This window comes from Stenotrophomonas sp. STEN225, assembly GCF_056756445.1.
Map to the genome: position 1 here is coordinate 153,344 of NZ_JBRRBV010000005.1, position 16,683 is coordinate 170,026.

Annotated in this window: 13 protein-coding genes; 11 read left to right on the forward strand and 2 right to left on the reverse strand. The window is 69.2% G+C overall.

Going from position 1 to position 16,683, the window contains the following annotated elements; all coding sequences use genetic code 11:
• The first annotated feature begins 425 nt into the window (after positions 1 to 425).
• The 7 genes from glgA to glgX are packed head-to-tail and all read left to right on the forward strand — an operon-like array spanning position 426 to position 12,552.
• A complete protein-coding gene (glgA, locus tag ACVOJ1_RS07150) occupies positions 426 to 1,952 on the forward strand; it encodes a glycogen synthase GlgA (protein WP_164152872.1) in 1,527 nt (508 codons plus the stop codon).
• On the forward strand, positions 1,949 to 4,183 hold the full coding sequence (locus tag ACVOJ1_RS07155) for a 1,4-alpha-glucan branching enzyme (protein ID WP_346480213.1): 2,235 nt from the start codon (positions 1,949 to 1,951) through the stop codon (positions 4,181 to 4,183). The genes glgA and ACVOJ1_RS07155 overlap by 4 nt, the downstream gene beginning before the upstream one ends.
• The gene (gene treZ, locus ACVOJ1_RS07160) at positions 4,180 to 5,898 is read left to right on the forward strand and encodes a malto-oligosyltrehalose trehalohydrolase (RefSeq protein WP_128988267.1); all 1,719 of its coding nucleotides are present in this window, start codon (positions 4,180 to 4,182) and stop codon (positions 5,896 to 5,898) included. Before ACVOJ1_RS07155 ends, treZ begins: the two co-directional genes overlap by 4 nt.
• Positions 5,895 to 7,739, forward strand: a complete 1,845-nt coding sequence (locus ACVOJ1_RS07165; RefSeq protein WP_346480214.1) for a 4-alpha-glucanotransferase — start codon at positions 5,895 to 5,897, stop codon at positions 7,737 to 7,739. Before treZ ends, ACVOJ1_RS07165 begins: the two co-directional genes overlap by 4 nt.
• Positions 7,736 to 10,309 (forward strand): malto-oligosyltrehalose synthase, encoded by a 2,574-nt coding sequence (gene treY, locus ACVOJ1_RS07170; RefSeq protein WP_346480215.1) that lies wholly within the window; start codon positions 7,736 to 7,738, stop codon positions 10,307 to 10,309. Before ACVOJ1_RS07165 ends, treY begins: the two co-directional genes overlap by 4 nt.
• Positions 10,278 to 10,448 carry a DUF2934 domain-containing protein gene (locus ACVOJ1_RS07175; protein ID WP_080375226.1) on the forward strand — a complete coding sequence of 57 codons (171 nt, stop codon included), beginning with the start codon at positions 10,278 to 10,280 and terminating at the stop codon, positions 10,446 to 10,448. Before treY ends, ACVOJ1_RS07175 begins: the two co-directional genes overlap by 32 nt.
• The gene (gene glgX / locus ACVOJ1_RS07180; RefSeq protein WP_180875268.1) at positions 10,435 to 12,552 is read left to right on the forward strand and encodes a glycogen debranching protein GlgX; all 2,118 of its coding nucleotides are present in this window, start codon (positions 10,435 to 10,437) and stop codon (positions 12,550 to 12,552) included. The genes ACVOJ1_RS07175 and glgX overlap by 14 nt, the downstream gene beginning before the upstream one ends.
• A gap of 66 nt (positions 12,553 to 12,618) precedes the next feature.
• Here glgX and ACVOJ1_RS07185 read toward each other — a convergent pair whose 3' ends face one another.
• A complete protein-coding gene (locus ACVOJ1_RS07185) occupies positions 12,619 to 12,918 on the reverse strand; it encodes an AzlD family protein (protein WP_053516356.1) in 300 nt (99 codons plus the stop codon).
• Positions 12,915 to 13,649: an AzlC family ABC transporter permease gene (locus ACVOJ1_RS07190; RefSeq protein ID WP_065176122.1), complete on the reverse strand. Its 735-nt coding sequence runs from the start codon at positions 13,647 to 13,649 to the stop codon at positions 12,915 to 12,917. Before ACVOJ1_RS07190 ends, ACVOJ1_RS07185 begins: the two co-directional genes overlap by 4 nt.
• Before the next feature lie 125 nt (positions 13,650 to 13,774).
• On the opposite strand from ACVOJ1_RS07190, the gene ACVOJ1_RS07195 reads away from it, so the two are divergent.
• From ACVOJ1_RS07195 to ACVOJ1_RS07210, 4 genes are all read left to right on the forward strand, one after another.
• A complete protein-coding gene (locus tag ACVOJ1_RS07195; protein WP_346480216.1) occupies positions 13,775 to 14,239 on the forward strand; it encodes an Lrp/AsnC family transcriptional regulator in 465 nt (154 codons plus the stop codon).
• A 148-nt stretch (positions 14,240 to 14,387) separates the two neighbouring features.
• Positions 14,388 to 15,068 (forward strand): TonB-dependent receptor, encoded by a 681-nt coding sequence (locus tag ACVOJ1_RS07200; protein WP_346480217.1) that lies wholly within the window; start codon positions 14,388 to 14,390, stop codon positions 15,066 to 15,068.
• A 16-nt stretch (positions 15,069 to 15,084) separates the two neighbouring features.
• Entirely contained in the window at positions 15,085 to 15,615 is a 531-nt protein-coding gene (locus ACVOJ1_RS07205; protein ID WP_197600056.1) for a sigma-70 family RNA polymerase sigma factor, read from the forward strand.
• A gap of 69 nt (positions 15,616 to 15,684) precedes the next feature.
• Positions 15,685 to 16,665: a DUF4880 domain-containing protein gene (locus ACVOJ1_RS07210; RefSeq protein WP_197600095.1), complete on the forward strand. Its 981-nt coding sequence runs from the start codon at positions 15,685 to 15,687 to the stop codon at positions 16,663 to 16,665.
• The last annotated feature ends 18 nt before the right edge of the window (positions 16,666 to 16,683 follow it).

A 16,683-nucleotide genomic window follows, 5' to 3' on the forward strand; every position in this document is an offset into this window, starting at 1 on the left:
GTCCTTGTGGCTGCCGGAAACGCCGGCATGTTCGGGTCCTGCATAGAGATACCCCCGCGTGCCGGCGGCCGGTTTGACATTGGTCAAGGGGGAGGCAGGGACCGCCTGCGACGGGATGTCGCATATGGCACCCAGCCGACCGCCACCACCCAGGCCACGGGCAGCGCGCGCACGGCATCCAGGTGGATGTCCCGTCCGGGAGGCATCGATGGGCGTGATGAACGCGGCATGCGTACTCAGCTCATGACGCGTTGTCACAAAGAAATCGCCAGGGCTTCACGGCCGATTGATCGCATGCGGGGCTATTGTCCTCCTGAGCCTCTCGCTGACGTCCCCCACGTTCTGCGTCGACTTCCCTCTCCGCTTCAGCGCCCGTCCGGGCGCCGTTGGCGTCCGTCTGCCTGAACACTTCCGAGATCATCGCCATGGCCCGCGTCGTCCAGTCCGCTTCACCCGTTGCGACGCCTCCCGGTGCACCTGTACCCATCGGGACCCGCCGGGGCCACTCACAGCCGTTGAAGTTGCCGGAACTGGTACAGCGCGTGCTGTTTGTCGCGACCGAAATGGCCGACTTCGTCAAGGCGGGAGGCCTGGGCGATGTGGCCGCGGCCCTGCCACGCGCGGTGCGCGGCGCGTGTGATTCGCGCGTGCTGCTTCCCGGCTACCCGGAGGTGCTGCAGCGCCTGCCGCAGCTGCGGGCGGTGGGGCAGGTCAGCCAAAGAGCCGGCCTGCCTGCGTGCACCATCGGCATGGCGGTGCAGGCCGACGGCCTGCCGATCTACGTGCTGCTCTCGCCTGAGCTGTATGAGCGGGAAGGCTCGCCCTACGTGGATGGGCAGGGACAGGAGTGGAAGGACAACGCGGTTCGCTTCGCCACGCTGTCACACGCGGCTGCGGAGATTGCGGCCGGGCGTGCCGGGCTGGACTGGTCACCGCAGCTGCTGCACCTGAATGACTGGCCGGTGGCCATGGCCGCCGCTTACGTGCGCTGGGACCGGACGGCCGTGCCGACGCTGCTGACGATCCACAACCTGGCTTACCAGGGCCTGTTCCCGTATGCGCTTGCGCCGGTGCTGGGCGTACCGGCCGCGCACCTGGATGAACTGCACTTCCACGGACAGATGTCATTCCTGCAGGGCGGCATCACCAATGCCACGCGGCTGAACACAGTCAGCCTGCGCTATGCACAGCAGATCACCGCCCCGGATGATGGATGCGGACTGCATGACCTGCTGGCCCGGCGTGCCGCCGGCGGTCACCTGAGCGGCATCGTCAACGGCATCGACGCCAGCTGGGATCCGCGACGCGACATCCACCTCAAGGCGCACTTCGGCATCGGCGAATGGACCGGACGCGCGACCAACGCACATGCGGTGCGCAGGGCGTTCGGCCTGGCGCCCTCGACCGGCCCGCTGTTCGCGGTGGTTTCCCGCCTGGTGCACCAGAAGGGGCTGGACATCACCTGTGACGTGGCGCCACAGATCGTCGCGGCCGGGGGGCAGCTGGTCGTCATCGGCGGCGGCGAGCCGCAGGTGGAAGCACAGGTGCAGGCGCTGGCCCGGCGCTACCCGGGGCGGGTGGGCGCATTCATCGGGTTCGAGGAAGCGCTGGCGCGCCAGATGTTCGCCGGCGCCGACTTCCTGCTGATGCCTTCGCGTTTTGAACCCTGCGGGCTCAGCCAGATGTACGCGCAGCGCTTCGGCTGCCTGCCGGTCGCGCATGCGACGGGCGGGCTGGTGGACACCGTCGAGGATGGCGTGACCGGTTTCCTGTTCCACGGTGCCAATGCCGATGGCCTGCGCCGTTGCGTGGAGCGGGCGATGCGCACCTTCCGTCTGCCAGGCCTGCTGCAGGCCATGCGCCGCGCCGCCATGCTGCGGCCGGGCGGCTGGGATGCGGCCGGGCGAGCCTATCTGGCGCTGTACCAGCAGACCTGCCAGGTGGCCGCATGAGCCACGACAGCACGCATCTGGCCGCCCTCGAGGACGACACTACCGCTGACACAGCACTGGATCACCGCATCGCGCCGGCGCTGGAGGACCTCGTCCATGCCCGCCCGGCAGATGCATTTGCCTGGCTGGGCCCGCACCGCCAGCGCGAGGGTGAACGGCGGTTGCGCGTGCTGGTGCCGCACGCGCAGCGCGTCGAGGTGATCGGAGAGGACGGGCGACGCTGGGATCTGCACCCGGGCCCCTTGCCCGGCCTGTTCGAGGGCGCCGCCGGTGAAGCGGCGGTGCCGCTGCTTGCCCTGCATTTCGAGCAGGGTGTGGAGCAGGTGCACGATGCCTATGCCTTCGGCCCGCTGCTGGACGAGGCGCTGCTGCAACGCTTCCATGCCGGTGATGCCGATGCGGCGCGCCAGCTGGGCGCGGTCCCGATGCAGGTGCAGGGGATCGCCGGCGTGCGCTTCGCGGTGTGGGCGCCCAATGCGCGGCGGGTCGCCGTGGTCGGCGATTTCAACGGATGGGATGGCCGACGCCATCCGATGCGGCTGCGCCATGCGGCTGGCGTGTGGGAACTGTTCCTGCCCGGCGTGCAGGCCGGTGCCCGCTACAAGTTCCGCATTGTCGGGGCTGATGGCCAGGTGATGCCCGACAAGTTCGACCCGATGGCGCGCTGGGCCGAACTGCCACCGGCCACCGCCTCACGCGTGCCTTCGGCGGCGCCGATGCAGTGGCATGACGAGGGTTGGAGGGCGGCCCGGCGCCAAGCGGGCGCCAGCGCGCCGCTGTCCATCTACGAGGTACATGCGGGCTCCTGGCAGCGCGGCGATGATGGCGCACCGCTGGACTGGGATGCGCTGGCCGACCGGCTGATTCCGTACGTGGCCGGACTCGGCTTCACCCACATCGAACTGCTGCCGGTCAGCGAGCATCCCTTCGGCGGTTCCTGGGGCTATCAGCCGCTGGGGATCTACGCACCGACGGCACGCCATGGGACGCCGCACGCCTTTGCGCGCTTCGTGGATCGCTGTCACCAGGCCGGAGTGGGGGTGATCGTGGACTGGGTGAGCGCACACTTCCCCAACGACGCGCATGGCCTGGCCGGTTTCGACGGAACCGCGTTGTACGAGCATGCCGACCCGCGCGAAGGGGTGCACGCTGACTGGGACACGCTGATCTACAACTATGGCCGCAACGAAGTGGCCGCTTACCTGATCGGTAGTGCCTTGGAGTGGGTGGAGCGGTTCCACATTGACGGACTGCGCGTGGACGCAGTGGCGTCCATGCTGTACCGGGATTACAGCCGTGCTGACGGTGAGTGGATACCCAACGAGCAGGGCGGGCGAGAGAACCTGCAGGCGGTCGCCTTCCTGAGGCGGATGAACCAGACCCTGCGTGAGCGCTTCCCGGACGTGTTGGTGATTGCCGAGGAATCCACCGCGTGGCCGGGGGTGACCGCGCCGGTGGAGGAGGGCGGGCTTGGCTTCACCCACAAATGGAACATGGGCTGGATGCACGACACCCTGCAGTACCTGGGGCGCGATCCTGTCCATCGCCAGCATCACCACAGCGAGATCAGCTTCGGCCTGGTCTACGCCTTCTCCGAACGCTTCGTGCTTCCGCTGTCGCATGACGAGGTGGTGCATGGCAAGGGCGCGCTGCTGGCCAAGATGGCAGGCGAACCGGCGCAGCGGCTGGCCCAGCTTCGTGCGTATTACGGCTTCATGTGGGCGCACCCGGGCAGCAAACTGCTGTTCATGGGCGGCGAGTTCGGCCAGGGACATGAGTGGTCGCACGATGCAGCACTGGACTGGGAACAGGCGACCAGCAGTGATGGCCGGGGCCTGTCGCGTCTGGTGGGCGACCTCAATGCCGTCCTCCGCTCCGAACCCGCGCTGCATCGTGACGAGCGCGATGAACGCGGTTTCGACTGGAGCGTGGCCGATGACAGCCGCAACAGCGTGTATGCCTTCATCCGCCGGGATCCTGCCGGCAGCGGCCGCACCCTGCTGGTGGTGAGCAACTTCACCCCGGTGCTGCGCGAGGGTTACCGGGTTGGCGTGCCGCAACCGGGGCGCTGGACGGAACGCCTCAACACCGACAGCGCGCATTACAACGGCGGCAATGCGGGCAACCTCGGAGCGGTGCAGACCGAGCCAAGGCCGATGCATGGCCACGCCCAGTCGCTGCGGCTGACCCTGCCGCCGCTGTCCACGCTGTACCTGCAGGTTGATGCATGACCACAGCGTCGCCGCGTCTGGGCGCTTGGCGTGCGGCCGGTGAGGGGGTGGAGTTCCGTGTGTGGGCGCCGGACGCGGACACGATGACGCTGTGCCTGCAGGGCGCGCTGCGGCCGATGCAACGCGAGCCGGACGGTTGCCACTGGCTGCGGACACAGGCATCGCATGGCGACCGGTACCGGTTCCGCCTCCCTTCAGGCCAGGACGTGCCAGATCCGGCCTCGCGCTGGCAGCCGGACGGCGTCGATGGCGACAGCGCCGTGGTGCTGGACACCGGCAGGGCGCAGGCCACGTGGCAGGGGCCCGCCTGGCAGGACCTGGTCATCTGTGAGGTGCACATCGAGGCAGGCGGCGGCCTCGCTGCACTGACCGCGCAGCTGCCGATGCTGGCCGCAACGGGCATCACCGCCATCGAGCTGATGCCGGTTGCGCAGTTTCCCGGCCGGCGCAACTGGGGCTACGACGGTGTGTTCCCCTACGCACCGGCCCATGTCTACGGCGGGCCGGCAGCGCTGAAGGCTTTCATCGACGCGGCGCATGATGCCGGACTGTCGGTGCTGCTGGATGTGGTCTACAACCACTTCGGACCGCAGGGCAACCCTCTGCGTGACTACGCGCGGGCGTTCTTCCGTGACGATCGCAGCACCCCCTGGGGTGAGGCGATCGACTTCCGCCAGCCCTGGGTGCGGCGCTTCTTCATCGACAATGCGCTGATGTGGTTGCGCGACTATGGCTTCGATGGGCTGCGCCTGGACGCGGTACACGCCATCGACGATGACCGCTTCCTGCAGCAGCTGGCCGATGAGGTGCGCGCGGAGGTGCCGCACGCGCACCTGGTGCTGGAGAACGAACGCAACCAGGCGCGGTGGCTGCGCGGTGCCTATCAGGGGCAATGGAACGACGACTTCCACAACGCGCTGCACGTGATGCTGACCGGCGAGCAGGAAGGCTATTACGCGGCCTACGCCGGTCGCGCCGACGCGCTGCTGGCCCGCTGCCTGGCAGAAGGATTCGCCTGGCAGGGTGAACCTGACCTGGGCGGCCATCCCCGCGGCGAACCCAGCAGCGACCTGTCGCCCGCGCGTTTCGTTGTATTCGCGCAGAACCACGACCAGGTGGGCAACCGTGCCTTCGGCGAGCGCCTGTCGATGCTGGTGGATCCGGCGCGGCTGCGCGCGGCACTGGCGCTGACCCTGCTGACGCCGATGATCCCGCTGCTGTTCATGGGTGAACCGTGGCAGGCGCGGTCGCCGTTCCTGTTCTTCACCGACTATGCGCCGCCGCTGGACGAGGCGGTGCGCGAGGGACGTCGCCGCGAGTTTTCCGGCTTCAGTGCCTTCGCCGATGCCGCCTCGCGTGCGCGTATTCCGGACCCGAACGATCCGGCCACCCTGCAGGTCTCGTACACGCCGCCGCCCGGCGATGATCCCTGGTCGCAGCAATGGCTGCGTTGCACAGGCGGGTTTTTGGCCCTGCGCAGACGCTATCTGCAGCCCGGCCTGCTGCAGGCCCGGTCGCTGGGTGCGCGGGTGCTTGGCGAGGGGGCGGTGCAGGCGGGTTGGCAGCTGCCATCGGGCCAATGGTGGATCGCGATCAATGTGGGCCCACGGCCCGTGGCGCATGCGGTGCCGGCCGGCGAGCGCGTTGTGGGTCCCGACGTTGCCGGTGTGCTGCCGGCAGGCGGCAGTGTTGTTGCGTGCTGGGTGGCGGCATGAGGACGGATATATCGGTTCGGGACGCCGCACGCCGGGCAGGTCTCCTGGAGCGCTGGACCGACGTGGCCGGCGTCGAGCGCGAAGTCGCGCCGGACGTGCTTCGCGCGGTGCTGGAAGGGCTGCAAGGCGATGGTGCGCCGGTGCGCGCCCGCTTGCTCACCGCCTGCTGTGGCCAGGTACTGGTGATGCCGGAGGCGACGGGGGCGGCGTGCTGGGTGGATGAACAGGGGCGCGAGCTGCCAGCACGGCCTGATGCGCAGGGGCGCTGGCGCGTTCCGGATCAACCGGGCTATTGGCAGTGGCGCCGGGGCGGGCGGCAACAGGCGGTCGCGGTGGCGCCGCCGCGAGCCTGGTGGCCACCGCGCCTGCTGCGCGGTTGGGGTCTGTCGGTGCAGGTCTACAGTCTGCGCGCCCGCGGCGATGCAGGCATCGGTGACAGCGCCGGCTGTGCGCAGTGGCGTGAGCTGCTGCAGCGGCATGGAGGCGATGCACTGGCGTTGAGTCCGCTGCACGCCGGCTTGCCACCCGGCCTGGGCCATAGCCCCTATTCGCCCAGTGACCGGCGCTGGCTCGACCCGCTGCAGGTATCTCTTCCGCAGGTGCTGCCGGAGGCTGCCGACAGCGTGCTGCGCCAGGACGAGGCACTGGCGATGGCAATTGATGCCGCCACCGCTGCACGCCGCATCGACTGGCCGCACTCGGCGGCATTGAAGTGGCGCTGGCTGCGACAGGTGCGCCACTGGCTGCGGCAGCAGGCACCGGCACAGTGCGAGCAGATCGAGACCTGGTGCGATGCGCAGGGCGAACCGCTGCTGCGCTATTGCCAGCATGCCGCCGACGGGATCACCGGGAGCGCCGACGACCATGCATTTGCGCAGTGGCTGGCGCAGCAGGGCTGGGTGCAGGTGCACGCGGCGCTGCGCAGTGATGGCGCGTCGATCGGATTGATTGCCGATCTGGCCGTGGGCTGTGCACCGCAGGGCGTCGAGGCACGCACCGGTGGCGCCGATCTGCTGCAGGGGCTTGAACTGGGTGCGCCGCCGGATGCGTTCAATCCGCTCGGCCAGGCCTGGGGCATCACCAGCTGGTCACCGTTGGCGTTGCACCGCGAGGGCTTTGCACCGTTCATCCGCGTACTGCGCGCCGTGATGGCCGGCCGCGGTGGCCTGCGCATCGACCACATCCTCGGCCTGCAGCGGCTGTGGGTGTTGCCTCACGGCGCTGGCGCCAGGCAGGGCGTGTACCTGCGCTATCCATTCGATGACCTGATCAATCTGCTGGTGCTGGAATCGTGGCGGCATCGCTGCGTGCTGATCGGTGAAGACCTGGGGGTGGTGCCGCCGGGCATCCGCCAGCGGCTGGCAGCCCGGGGCATCCTGGGCATCGAGGTGCTGCCGTTCGCCCGCAACGGCGAGCGCTTCCTGCCGGCGTCGCGGTGGCGCCGCGATGCGGTGGCCATGCCGTCCACCCACGACCTGCCGCCACTGGCCGGCTGGCTGCGCGGGCGCGACCTGCGCTGGCGTGCCCGCCTGGGTGAGCTGGAGGACCTGTCGGCGGCACTGCGCGCGCGCTCGCGGGATGTGCAGGCGCTGGCCGCGGTCTGCGGTGGTGACGGCGCGACCGTGGAGGACGGAGCGCTGTCACTGGTTGCCCACGCAGCGTCGCGGCTGGCGCTGCTGCCATTGGAAGATGTGCTGGGCAGCCGTGCGCAGGTGAACCTGCCAGGCACCGTCAGCGGGCATCCGAACTGGCGACGGCGGTTGCCGCTGGCGTGGGACGGTGCCGCCGCCGATGCGCGGCTGGCGCGCCTGAGCAGCACGCGCCGCAGGACGGGACCATGACGAGGTTGCGTGCCACCGCGCGCCTGCAGTTGCACGCAGGCTTTGACCTGGAAGCGGCCGCAGCGCAGGTGCCGTATTACGCCGCACTGGGCGTCAGTCACCTTTACCTGTCGCCGATCGCGGCTGCGGTCCCGGGGTCCTCACATGGCTACGATGGCATCGACCCGGCCAGCATCAATCCGCAGCTGGGCGGCGAAGCGGCCTTCCGCCAGCTGGCCACCGCGGCGCGCTCACACGGCCTGGGTCTGATCCTGGACATCGTGCCCAACCATCTGGCGGCATCCCCGCACAGCCACTGGTGGAGCGATGTGCTGATGCACGGGCGTCGAAGCCGCCACGCAGGCTGGTTTGACATCGACTGGGAGGCGCCGGGCTGCGAAGGCCGGCTATGGTTGCCGGTGCTGGACCGGCCACTGCACGACGCCGTGCGCGACGGCGTACTGCGGGTGGGGGTGGACGATGAGCGGCCAGGGTTGCGCCATCATGGGCTGGTCCTGCCGTTGTCGCCGCGCAGTCATCCCCTGGACGCCGCGCAGTGGCCGGCGTGGGCCGAACGCTGCAACCGCAGCGTCGAGCGGTTGCAGGCATTGCTGCAGCGGCAGCACTACCGGCTGGCGTGGTGGCGCACGGCAGGCGATCAGGTGAACTACCGGCGCTTCTTCGATATCAACGAACTGGCCGCGCTGCGGGTGGAGCGCGAGGACGTGTTCGAAGCGGTGCATGCGCTGCCGTTGCGGCTGGTGCGTGAGGGCTGGGTGGATGGCCTGCGCATCGACCATGTGGATGGCCTGTCGTCGCCCGGCGACTATCTGCAGCGCCTGCGCGAGGCGGTGGATGCTGCCTGCGCGGCCGGGAGCCGTGATCCGGAGGCGGTGACTCTGCACGTCGAGAAGATACTGGCCGAGGGCGAGCAGCTGCCCGAGGGGTGGGCCTGCGACGGGACCACCGGCTATGACTTCATGGACCAGGCCGGCGCGTGGCTGCACGATCCGGCAGCGGCGCCCGCGCTCTCACGCGCCTGGCAGGCGGAGAGCGGCGACACGCGCGACTTTGACCAGATACAGCAGGACGCGCGCGGGATGCTGCTGCGCCAGTCGCTTCACACCGACTTCCAGCGCCTGCTGCGCAGTGCGCAGCAGGTTCTGCAGCCCCGGCTGGCCGAGGCCGACATCGGTACGGCCGCCCTGGCGCGCGCGCTGGCCGCGCTGCTGCGGCACTACCGCACCTACCGCCCGTACTCGTTGCGTGACGCGGGTGAGCGGAAGGCACTGGTCGCCGCTGCTGCCACGGCACGAGCCGCGCTGGACGGTGCCGGACGGGCGGCACTGGACCTGCTGCTGCAGGCACTTCCCGGCCAGGCACCGGCTGAAAGCGAGCTGCGCGTGCGCTTCGGGCAGCTGGCCGCGCCGTTGAACGCCAAGTCGGTGGAGGATACCGGCTTCTATCGTTACTTCAGACTGCTCTCACGCAACGAAGTCGGCAGTGATCCGCAGCGGCTGGGCATGCAGGGACGCGAGCTGCTGCAGCATGCAGCGCGGCGCCTGCGACGCCATCCCGAGGCACTGCTTGCGCTGGCGACCCACGATCACAAGCGGGGCAGCGACAGCCGGGCGCGGCTGGCGGTGCTCAGCACCTGCACGGCGGAGTGGCGGGATGCTGTACGGCGCTGGAGCCGGATGGCAGCCAAGGCCGGCATGCCGCTGCCGTTGCCGGGCGCCGAGGCGTATGCGCTGTGGCAGGCGCTGGTGGCGGCGTGGCCGATGCAGGGCGCCCCCGGTGCCGACTTCGCATCGAGGATGGCGGACTGGCTGACCAAGGCCCTGCGCGAGGGCAAACGGATCAGCAACTGGTCCGATCCCGATGTGGCAGTGGAGGACGCCGCCGCGCAGTGGCTGCACGCGCTGCTGGAGGGAGCACCCTTGCTGCCGGTGCGCGAGGCGCTGGCGACCTTCGTGGCCCGCATCGCGCCGGCGGGCGCCTGCAATGGATTGGCACAGCTGTGCCTGCAGCACTGCCTGCCCGGTGTGCCTGACCTCTATCAAGGCGGCGAAGGCTGGGACCTGAGCCTGGTGGACCCGGACAACCGCCGGGCCGTGGACTATCCGGCGCGGCAGGCATGGCTGCGGGACACGCGCTCCTGGCCCGCGCTGCTGCAGGACTGGCGGGACGGCGGCATCAAGGCATTGCTGCTGCGGCAGCTGCTGGATTGCCGCCGCAGGCACCCGCACCTTTTCCTGTACGGCGAGCTGCAGCCGCTGTCCGCGCCTGCGCGCTCGCCCTGGCTGGCGTTCGTGCGCAGGCACCAGACGCAGGTACTGCTGGTGATCGTGCAGCGTGGCTCGCCCATCGCCATGCCCGGGCCCGGCCTGAACGTTGTGCGTGACGTCGCCACCGGCCCAACGCTGCGCGGGCTTCCGGCAGGACGCATGCGCAACCTCCTGGACGGACGCATCGAACATTTCAATGAAACCGCGGATGCAGCACGGCTTCTGGCTGGCAGCCCGCTGGCGGTATGGATCAACGAGGAGACGGGTAGGGATGGACAGCAGGGAACGACGGCAGCGGATTGAGGCATTGGCCCACCAGATATGGGAAGCGGAAGGGCGCCCGGACGACCAGCAGCAGCGGCACTGGCACATGGCCGAGCGGCTGGTGGAGGCCGAGATTGCCGCGGCGCGCGGCGAGGAGGGCAGCGATGGCGAGCCGTAAGTGGGCACAGACCTCGCGCGTGCGCGAAGGCCGGCCCTTCCCGCTGGGTGCAACCTGGGACGGGCTGGGCGTGAACTTCGCGCTGTACTCGCGGCATGCCACCCGGGTCGAACTCTGCCTGTTCGACGCGCGCAACCGCGAGGTGGAGCGCATCGCGCTGCCCGAGTACACCAATGAGATCTGGCACGGCTATCTGCCCGATGTAAGGCCCGGGCAGCGCTACGGCTACCGGGTGCACGGTCCGTATGCGCCGGAGGAAGGGCATCGCTTCAATCCCAACAAGCTGTTGCTGGACCCTTACGCCAAGCAGATCGTCGGCGAGCTGAAGTGGGCGCCCCACCTGTTCGGCTACACCCTGGGCCATCGCGATGGCGATCTCAGTTTCGACCGCCGCGACAGCGCCAGCTACATGCCACGCTGCGCCGTGATCGATCCGGCCTTCAGCTGGGGTGTCGAGCGTGCACCCGAAACGGCCTGGGACAGGACCGTGATCTACGAAGCGCACGTGCGCGGGTTGACCATGCAGCATCCTGATGTCCCGCAGGCCGAGCGCGGCACCTTCTCTGCACTGCGGCATGATGCGGTGGTGGACCACCTGAGCCATCTGGGTGTGACCGCCATCGAGCTGCTGCCCGTGCACGCCTACGTGGACGACCAGCAGCTGCTCGAGCGTGGGCTGCGCAACTACTGGGGGTACAACACCATCGGCTTCTTCGCCCCACAGCCGCGTTACCTGTCGACGGGCACCGTGGCCGAGTTCAAGCAGATGGTCGCGCGGCTGCACAATGCCGGCATCGAAGTGATCCTGGACGTGGTCTACAACCACACCGCCGAGGGCAACGAGCTGGGCCCCACGCTGTCGTTCAAGGGCATCGACAATGCCAGCTACTACCGATTGGCCGATGATCGCCGCTATTACATCAACGATACCGGCACCGGCAACACGTTCGACCTGACCAATGCCGGCGCGCTGCGCATGGTGATGGACTCGCTGCGCTACTGGGTGACCGAGATGCGGGTAGACGGTTTCCGCTTCGACCTGGCGACCATTCTTGGCCGTGAGCGCCATGGCTTCGACGCCTCGGGCAGCTTCCTCGATGCGGTACGCCAGGACCCGATCCTGAGCCAGGTGAAGCTGATCGCCGAGCCCTGGGACATCGGCCCGGGCGGCTACCAGCTGGGCCAGTTCCCGCCGGGTTGGGCGGAATGGAACGACCGCTTCCGCGATACAGTGCGCGCGCTGTGGCGTGGCGATGGCGGGCAGCTGCCGGAGTTCGCCACCCGTTTCACCGGCTCGGCCGACCTGTTCGAACACCACGGCAGGCGGCCGTCGGCCAGCATCAACCTGGTAACGGCACACGACGGGTTCACCCTGCACGATCTGGTGAGCTACAACGACCGCCACAACGAGGCCAACGGCGAGGACAACCGCGATGGCCATTCGCACAATCTTTCCAGCAACCACGGTGTGGAGGGCGACACCGATGATCCGGCGATCCTCTCGTTGCGTGCACGGCAGATGCGCAACCTGCTGGCCACGCTGCTGCTGTCGCAGGGCACGCCCATGCTGCTGGCCGGCGACGAGTTCGGCCATTCGCAGCAGGGCAACAACAACGCGTACTGCCAGGACAACCCGCTGAGCTGGATCGACTGGGAGCGTGCCTCGCAGCCGGCGGCGCAGGCGCAGGTGGCATTCGTGCGGCGTGCACTATCGCTGCGCCGGCGCTATGGCCTGCTGCGCAGAAACCGGTTCCTGCGCGGTGAATACGATGAAGCGCTGGGCCTGCGCGATATCGACTGGCGGCATCCGGACGGCCGCAGCATGGAGGAGGCGGACTGGCACGACCCCGAACTGCGCGCGCTGCTGATTGTGCTGGACGGTCGAAGCCCCGACAGCGGCCTGCGTGAGCCCGGGCGGCATGTCAGCCTCGCCCTGCTGTTGAATGCCGGAGACCAGCCGCAGCGGTTCCGCGTATCGGATCAGGCGCTGTCGTTCCGGCGCGTACTGCTGCAGACCGACGAGGCGCCGCTGGAGCAGGACGGCACCGGCGACTGGACCCTGCCGCCGCGCAGCCTGTGCCTGCTCGCGGCCAGCAGCGCCTGATTGCAGCGCGCCCGCTCGGCGCGAAGACCGATCGGCAGCGCCGGGTCCCGCCCGGCCTGCCGTGAATCAGCCCAGCAGATGGCGCAGCAACCCGGCCGAGACCACGCCGATCAGCACGGTCGGCAGCATCGACAGCCGGGTGGCGGCCAGCAGGGTGATGGCCAGCGCAGCCAGATCGGCGGGCTTGTCGGCGACGAAATCCGGGGCGATCACCGAGATCAGCACGCAGCCCGGCGCAGCCTCCATGACCGTCACCGCACGCTTGCCGAGGGTGCGGTTGCGCAGGGCCAGGAAGCCGATGATGCGGGTGAGGTAGGTAACGGCTGCCATCAGCACGATGGTGAGCAGCGAGCTCCACTGGATCATGCCGCGTCCTCCGCCAGCAGCCAGGCGGCCACCAGCCCGGCCAGCGCACCGCTGGCGACGTACCAGGCGCCCGGAACCAGCAGATGGGTGCCTGCGGCCACCAGCAGGCTGACCAGCCAGGGCCGCGCTGCGCGCAGGCCCTGCCACATGCCACGCAGCAGCACCAGGAAGACCGCGGGGAAGGCCATGTCGAATCCATAGGCATGGATGTCGCCCAGCAGCGGGCCGGCGATCGCGCCCAGCGTCGTGCAGGTCACCCAGACCCCATACAGGCCGGCCGAGGTGCCCAGGTAGTAGGCGAGGCTGAAACCGTGCATGCGCCGCCGCGCGTCGGCGACACCCAGGGCCCAGCTTTCGTCACACATGAAGAACAACGCCGGCAGCGTGCGACGGCGTGGCAGGTGCTGCAGCAGCGGTGCCAGGCTGGCCCCCATCAATAGATGGCGACTATTGACCAGCGCGGTGATCGCTACGATGAGCGCGATGTGCGGAGGTGACGTCCACAGCTCGATGGCGGCGAACTCCGAGCCGCCGGCGAAGTTGAGCCCGGTCATGAGCGGTACTTCAAGCGCCGACAGGCCCTTCTGCGCAGCCTGTGCACCGAGCACCAGGGCGAAGGGAACGAAGCCGATCATCACCGGCACGGCAGCGCGCAGGCCGCGCAGGAACTCGGCGCGGGGCGTGACGTGGCAGGGGGCGTCAGGCGGAAGGAGGGAGGGTTGGGCGTCCATGTAGCGGAAGCGAGCGAGGGGGGCTTCATCCTAGCGGCGACGGCACGAAATCGGGTTGCGTTGATGCCATTCAATTGAGAATGTTGCGCATCTGATGCGGCAGATGGTCATAAGGCTGAAATCCAATGCAATTTCAACTCGATAACCTTGATCGCCGGATTCTCGAGGCGCTGCAGGTCGATGGTCGTCTGCAGAACCTGGAGCTGGCCAGGCAGGTCGGTCTTTCGCCGTCGGCCTGCCTGCGCCGGGTCCGCCTGCTGGAGGAGGGCGGCTACATCGACCGCTACGTGGCGCTGCTGAACGAGACCAAGGTTGGACGGGGCTTCACCGTATTCGTGCGGGTCTGGCTGCGTGGGCAGGACGAGGACACCACCAACCACTTCATAAACAGCATCAAGTCCCTGCCGGAAGTGCTTGAATGTCATCTGATGGCGGGCGACTGCGATTTTCTGCTGCGGGTGGCCGTGGCCGACCTGGACGCGTATCGCCAGTTCCAGATCCGGCATCTGAACAGGATCGCCGGGGTGCAGAACACCAAGACCGAGATCCCGATGCAGCGGATCAAGCAGACCACCCGGCTGTCGCTTTGAGGCCGTGCCGCGCCGGCCGCCGGTGCGGTGGTCATCGCAATGACATCTGCCCCCGGTAGGGTCTGACCCCGCTTGCCGGTCGCGCGCGGGCGACCTCCCGGTCGTGCCGCCTGCCTCCGTCACAGCTGCTGTCGCTGCCGAGGGTCATGTGTTCAACGTCAGGGGGCTGGATGGACGCCACGCGGTCAGAACATGGAGAGTGGCCATCGCTGCGTCGCTGCTGCTGGCCTTCGTCGCCACGGCCGAGGACGACGTCCGTGCCTACGACATTCCGGCGCAGCCGCTGGAGCAGGCAGTGGAGCGCTTCAGCGTCAGCAGCGGGTGGTCGGTGATGTACGCCGGCGAACTCGCTGCCGGTCGGCGCAGTTACCCGCTGCACGCCAGCCTGCCGCCGCTGCAGGCGCTGCAGACCCTGCTGCAGGAGACCGGCGTCGAAGCCGAGGTGATCGGCGCGCAGCGCGTGGTGCTTCGGCTGGGCGCGCAACCCGAACGCGCAGCCGGTACCGTCGGCCTGCTGCCGGAATCCGAGCGCAGCCGTCGTTTTGGCGGGCTGCAGCAGCGGCTGCGCGACGCGTTCTGTGACGACCCCCTGCTCGCACCGGGCCGCTACGCGGCGACGCTGCGTTTCCGCATCACCGCCGAGGGCCATGTCGACGATGCCGAACTGCTCGTCGGCAGCGGCGACGCCCGGCGCGATCGGCGCCTGCTGCTGGCTATCGGCAGGCTGGCGCCGTCCATCGACGCCGCCGCGTTGCCGCAGCCGGTGACGCTGCAGATCCAGCCCTCCCGTGCCGACCACGACTGTGGCCGGCGGCAGCCCCTTCCATGATTTCAAGGATTCGAACATGAGCAACGGAACGGCCGGGGCGGTGGACCTGATGGATCACCTGCTGGGGGCCTACGATGAACTCAAGCGCCGGCTGGTGCGCAAGCTGGGCTCGGAAGAGCTGGCAGGCGATGCGCTGCAGGACACCTGGATGCGCCTGAGCGCACGCCGCGACCGGCTGGACCCGGTGCAGAATCCGGCGGCCTATCTGCTGAGGATGGCGATGAACACCGTGATCGATCGGCAGCGCGCCGACCATCGCCTGCTCAGCTTGGAAGAAGTGGACGCGCTGATGGAGATGGCCGATCCGGGCCCCGGTCCAGCTCAGGCTGCGGAGCTTGATCGTGCCCTCGAAGACATGGTCGGCCTGCTGCACCGCATGCCCGAACGCCGCCGCCGGATCCTGCTGGCGATCCGCGTGGACGGCCTGCAGCAGCGGGACGTGGCCGCGCAGCTGGGCGTGTCGCTGCGGCTGGTGCAGCGCGAACTGAAAGCGGCCCAGGACTATCTGGCCGAGCGCAGAGGGCAGGGCCGGCAGGTGCGGTTCTGACCGGCGGCGTCCGTCTACACTTTGACGCCGAGCAGAACCCCGCAGCGTGCGGGCATGGCTGGACTGCGCATGGACCCTGATGATCGCCCGCACCGCACGCTCGACGCCGTGGAGCGCCAGGCCCACGCCTGGGTGGTGCGTCTGACGTCGGGCGAGGCCACGGCAGCCGACGGACGCAGGTTCCGCCAATGGTGCGCGACCGATTCGCGTCACCGCGAAGCGTTTGCCCGTGCGCGGCGGCAATGGGAGCAGGTGCGCGTGGCCGGTGAGCAGGTTCCGGCTGCGGCGCGCCAGCCGCAGGCACCGGGCCTGGCACGGCGATGGAGCCGGCGTGCATTCCTGGGGGCGGCCATCGCCGCCCCCGCCAGCCTCGCCGTGGTGGCAGTGATCCGTCCACCGTTGGGGCTGTGGCCGTCGGTGAGTGCGATGGCGGCCGACTTCCATACCGGCACCGGCGAGCGCCTCCAGCTTGCGCTGACGCCGCAGTTGACGCTGGAGCTGGATACGCAGAGCAGTCTGCGGCGCCGGATGGGTGCGGGTGGCGAGGGTTACGAGCTGGTGCAGGGGCAGGCGGCATTCGAGACCGCTGCGGGTTCACGCCTCGCACTGTACGCGGGGCCGGGCTGTGTGATCGCCGATGAGGGCGCAGCCCGGCTGGACGTGCGCAATACCGGGGGACACGTCCGGGTGACGTGCCTGCGCGGCAGCGCCCGCATCGAGCACCCGCAGGGCCGGCTGCGGCTGCAGGCCGGACAGCAGACCCGCTACGACGAACGCCTGAGCGGCGTGGTGGCCGAGGCCGTGGCCGCCGAGGTCAGCGCCTGGACCGAAGGCATGCTGGTGTTCCGCCGCGCGCCGTTGCGCGAGGTGGTGGACGAGATCAATCGCTATCGCCGCGGCAGGGTCCTGCTCGGTGACGGCGCACAGGCGCGTGCGCCGGTCAGCGGTCGCTTCCGCATCGATGACCCGGACGCGGCGCTGGAACAGCTGCGGTTGACGCTGTCGTTGGAGCTGCGTCGCTTCCCGGGCGGTATCGCCGTCCTGGGGTAGAGTCCCCGGCCACGCGCG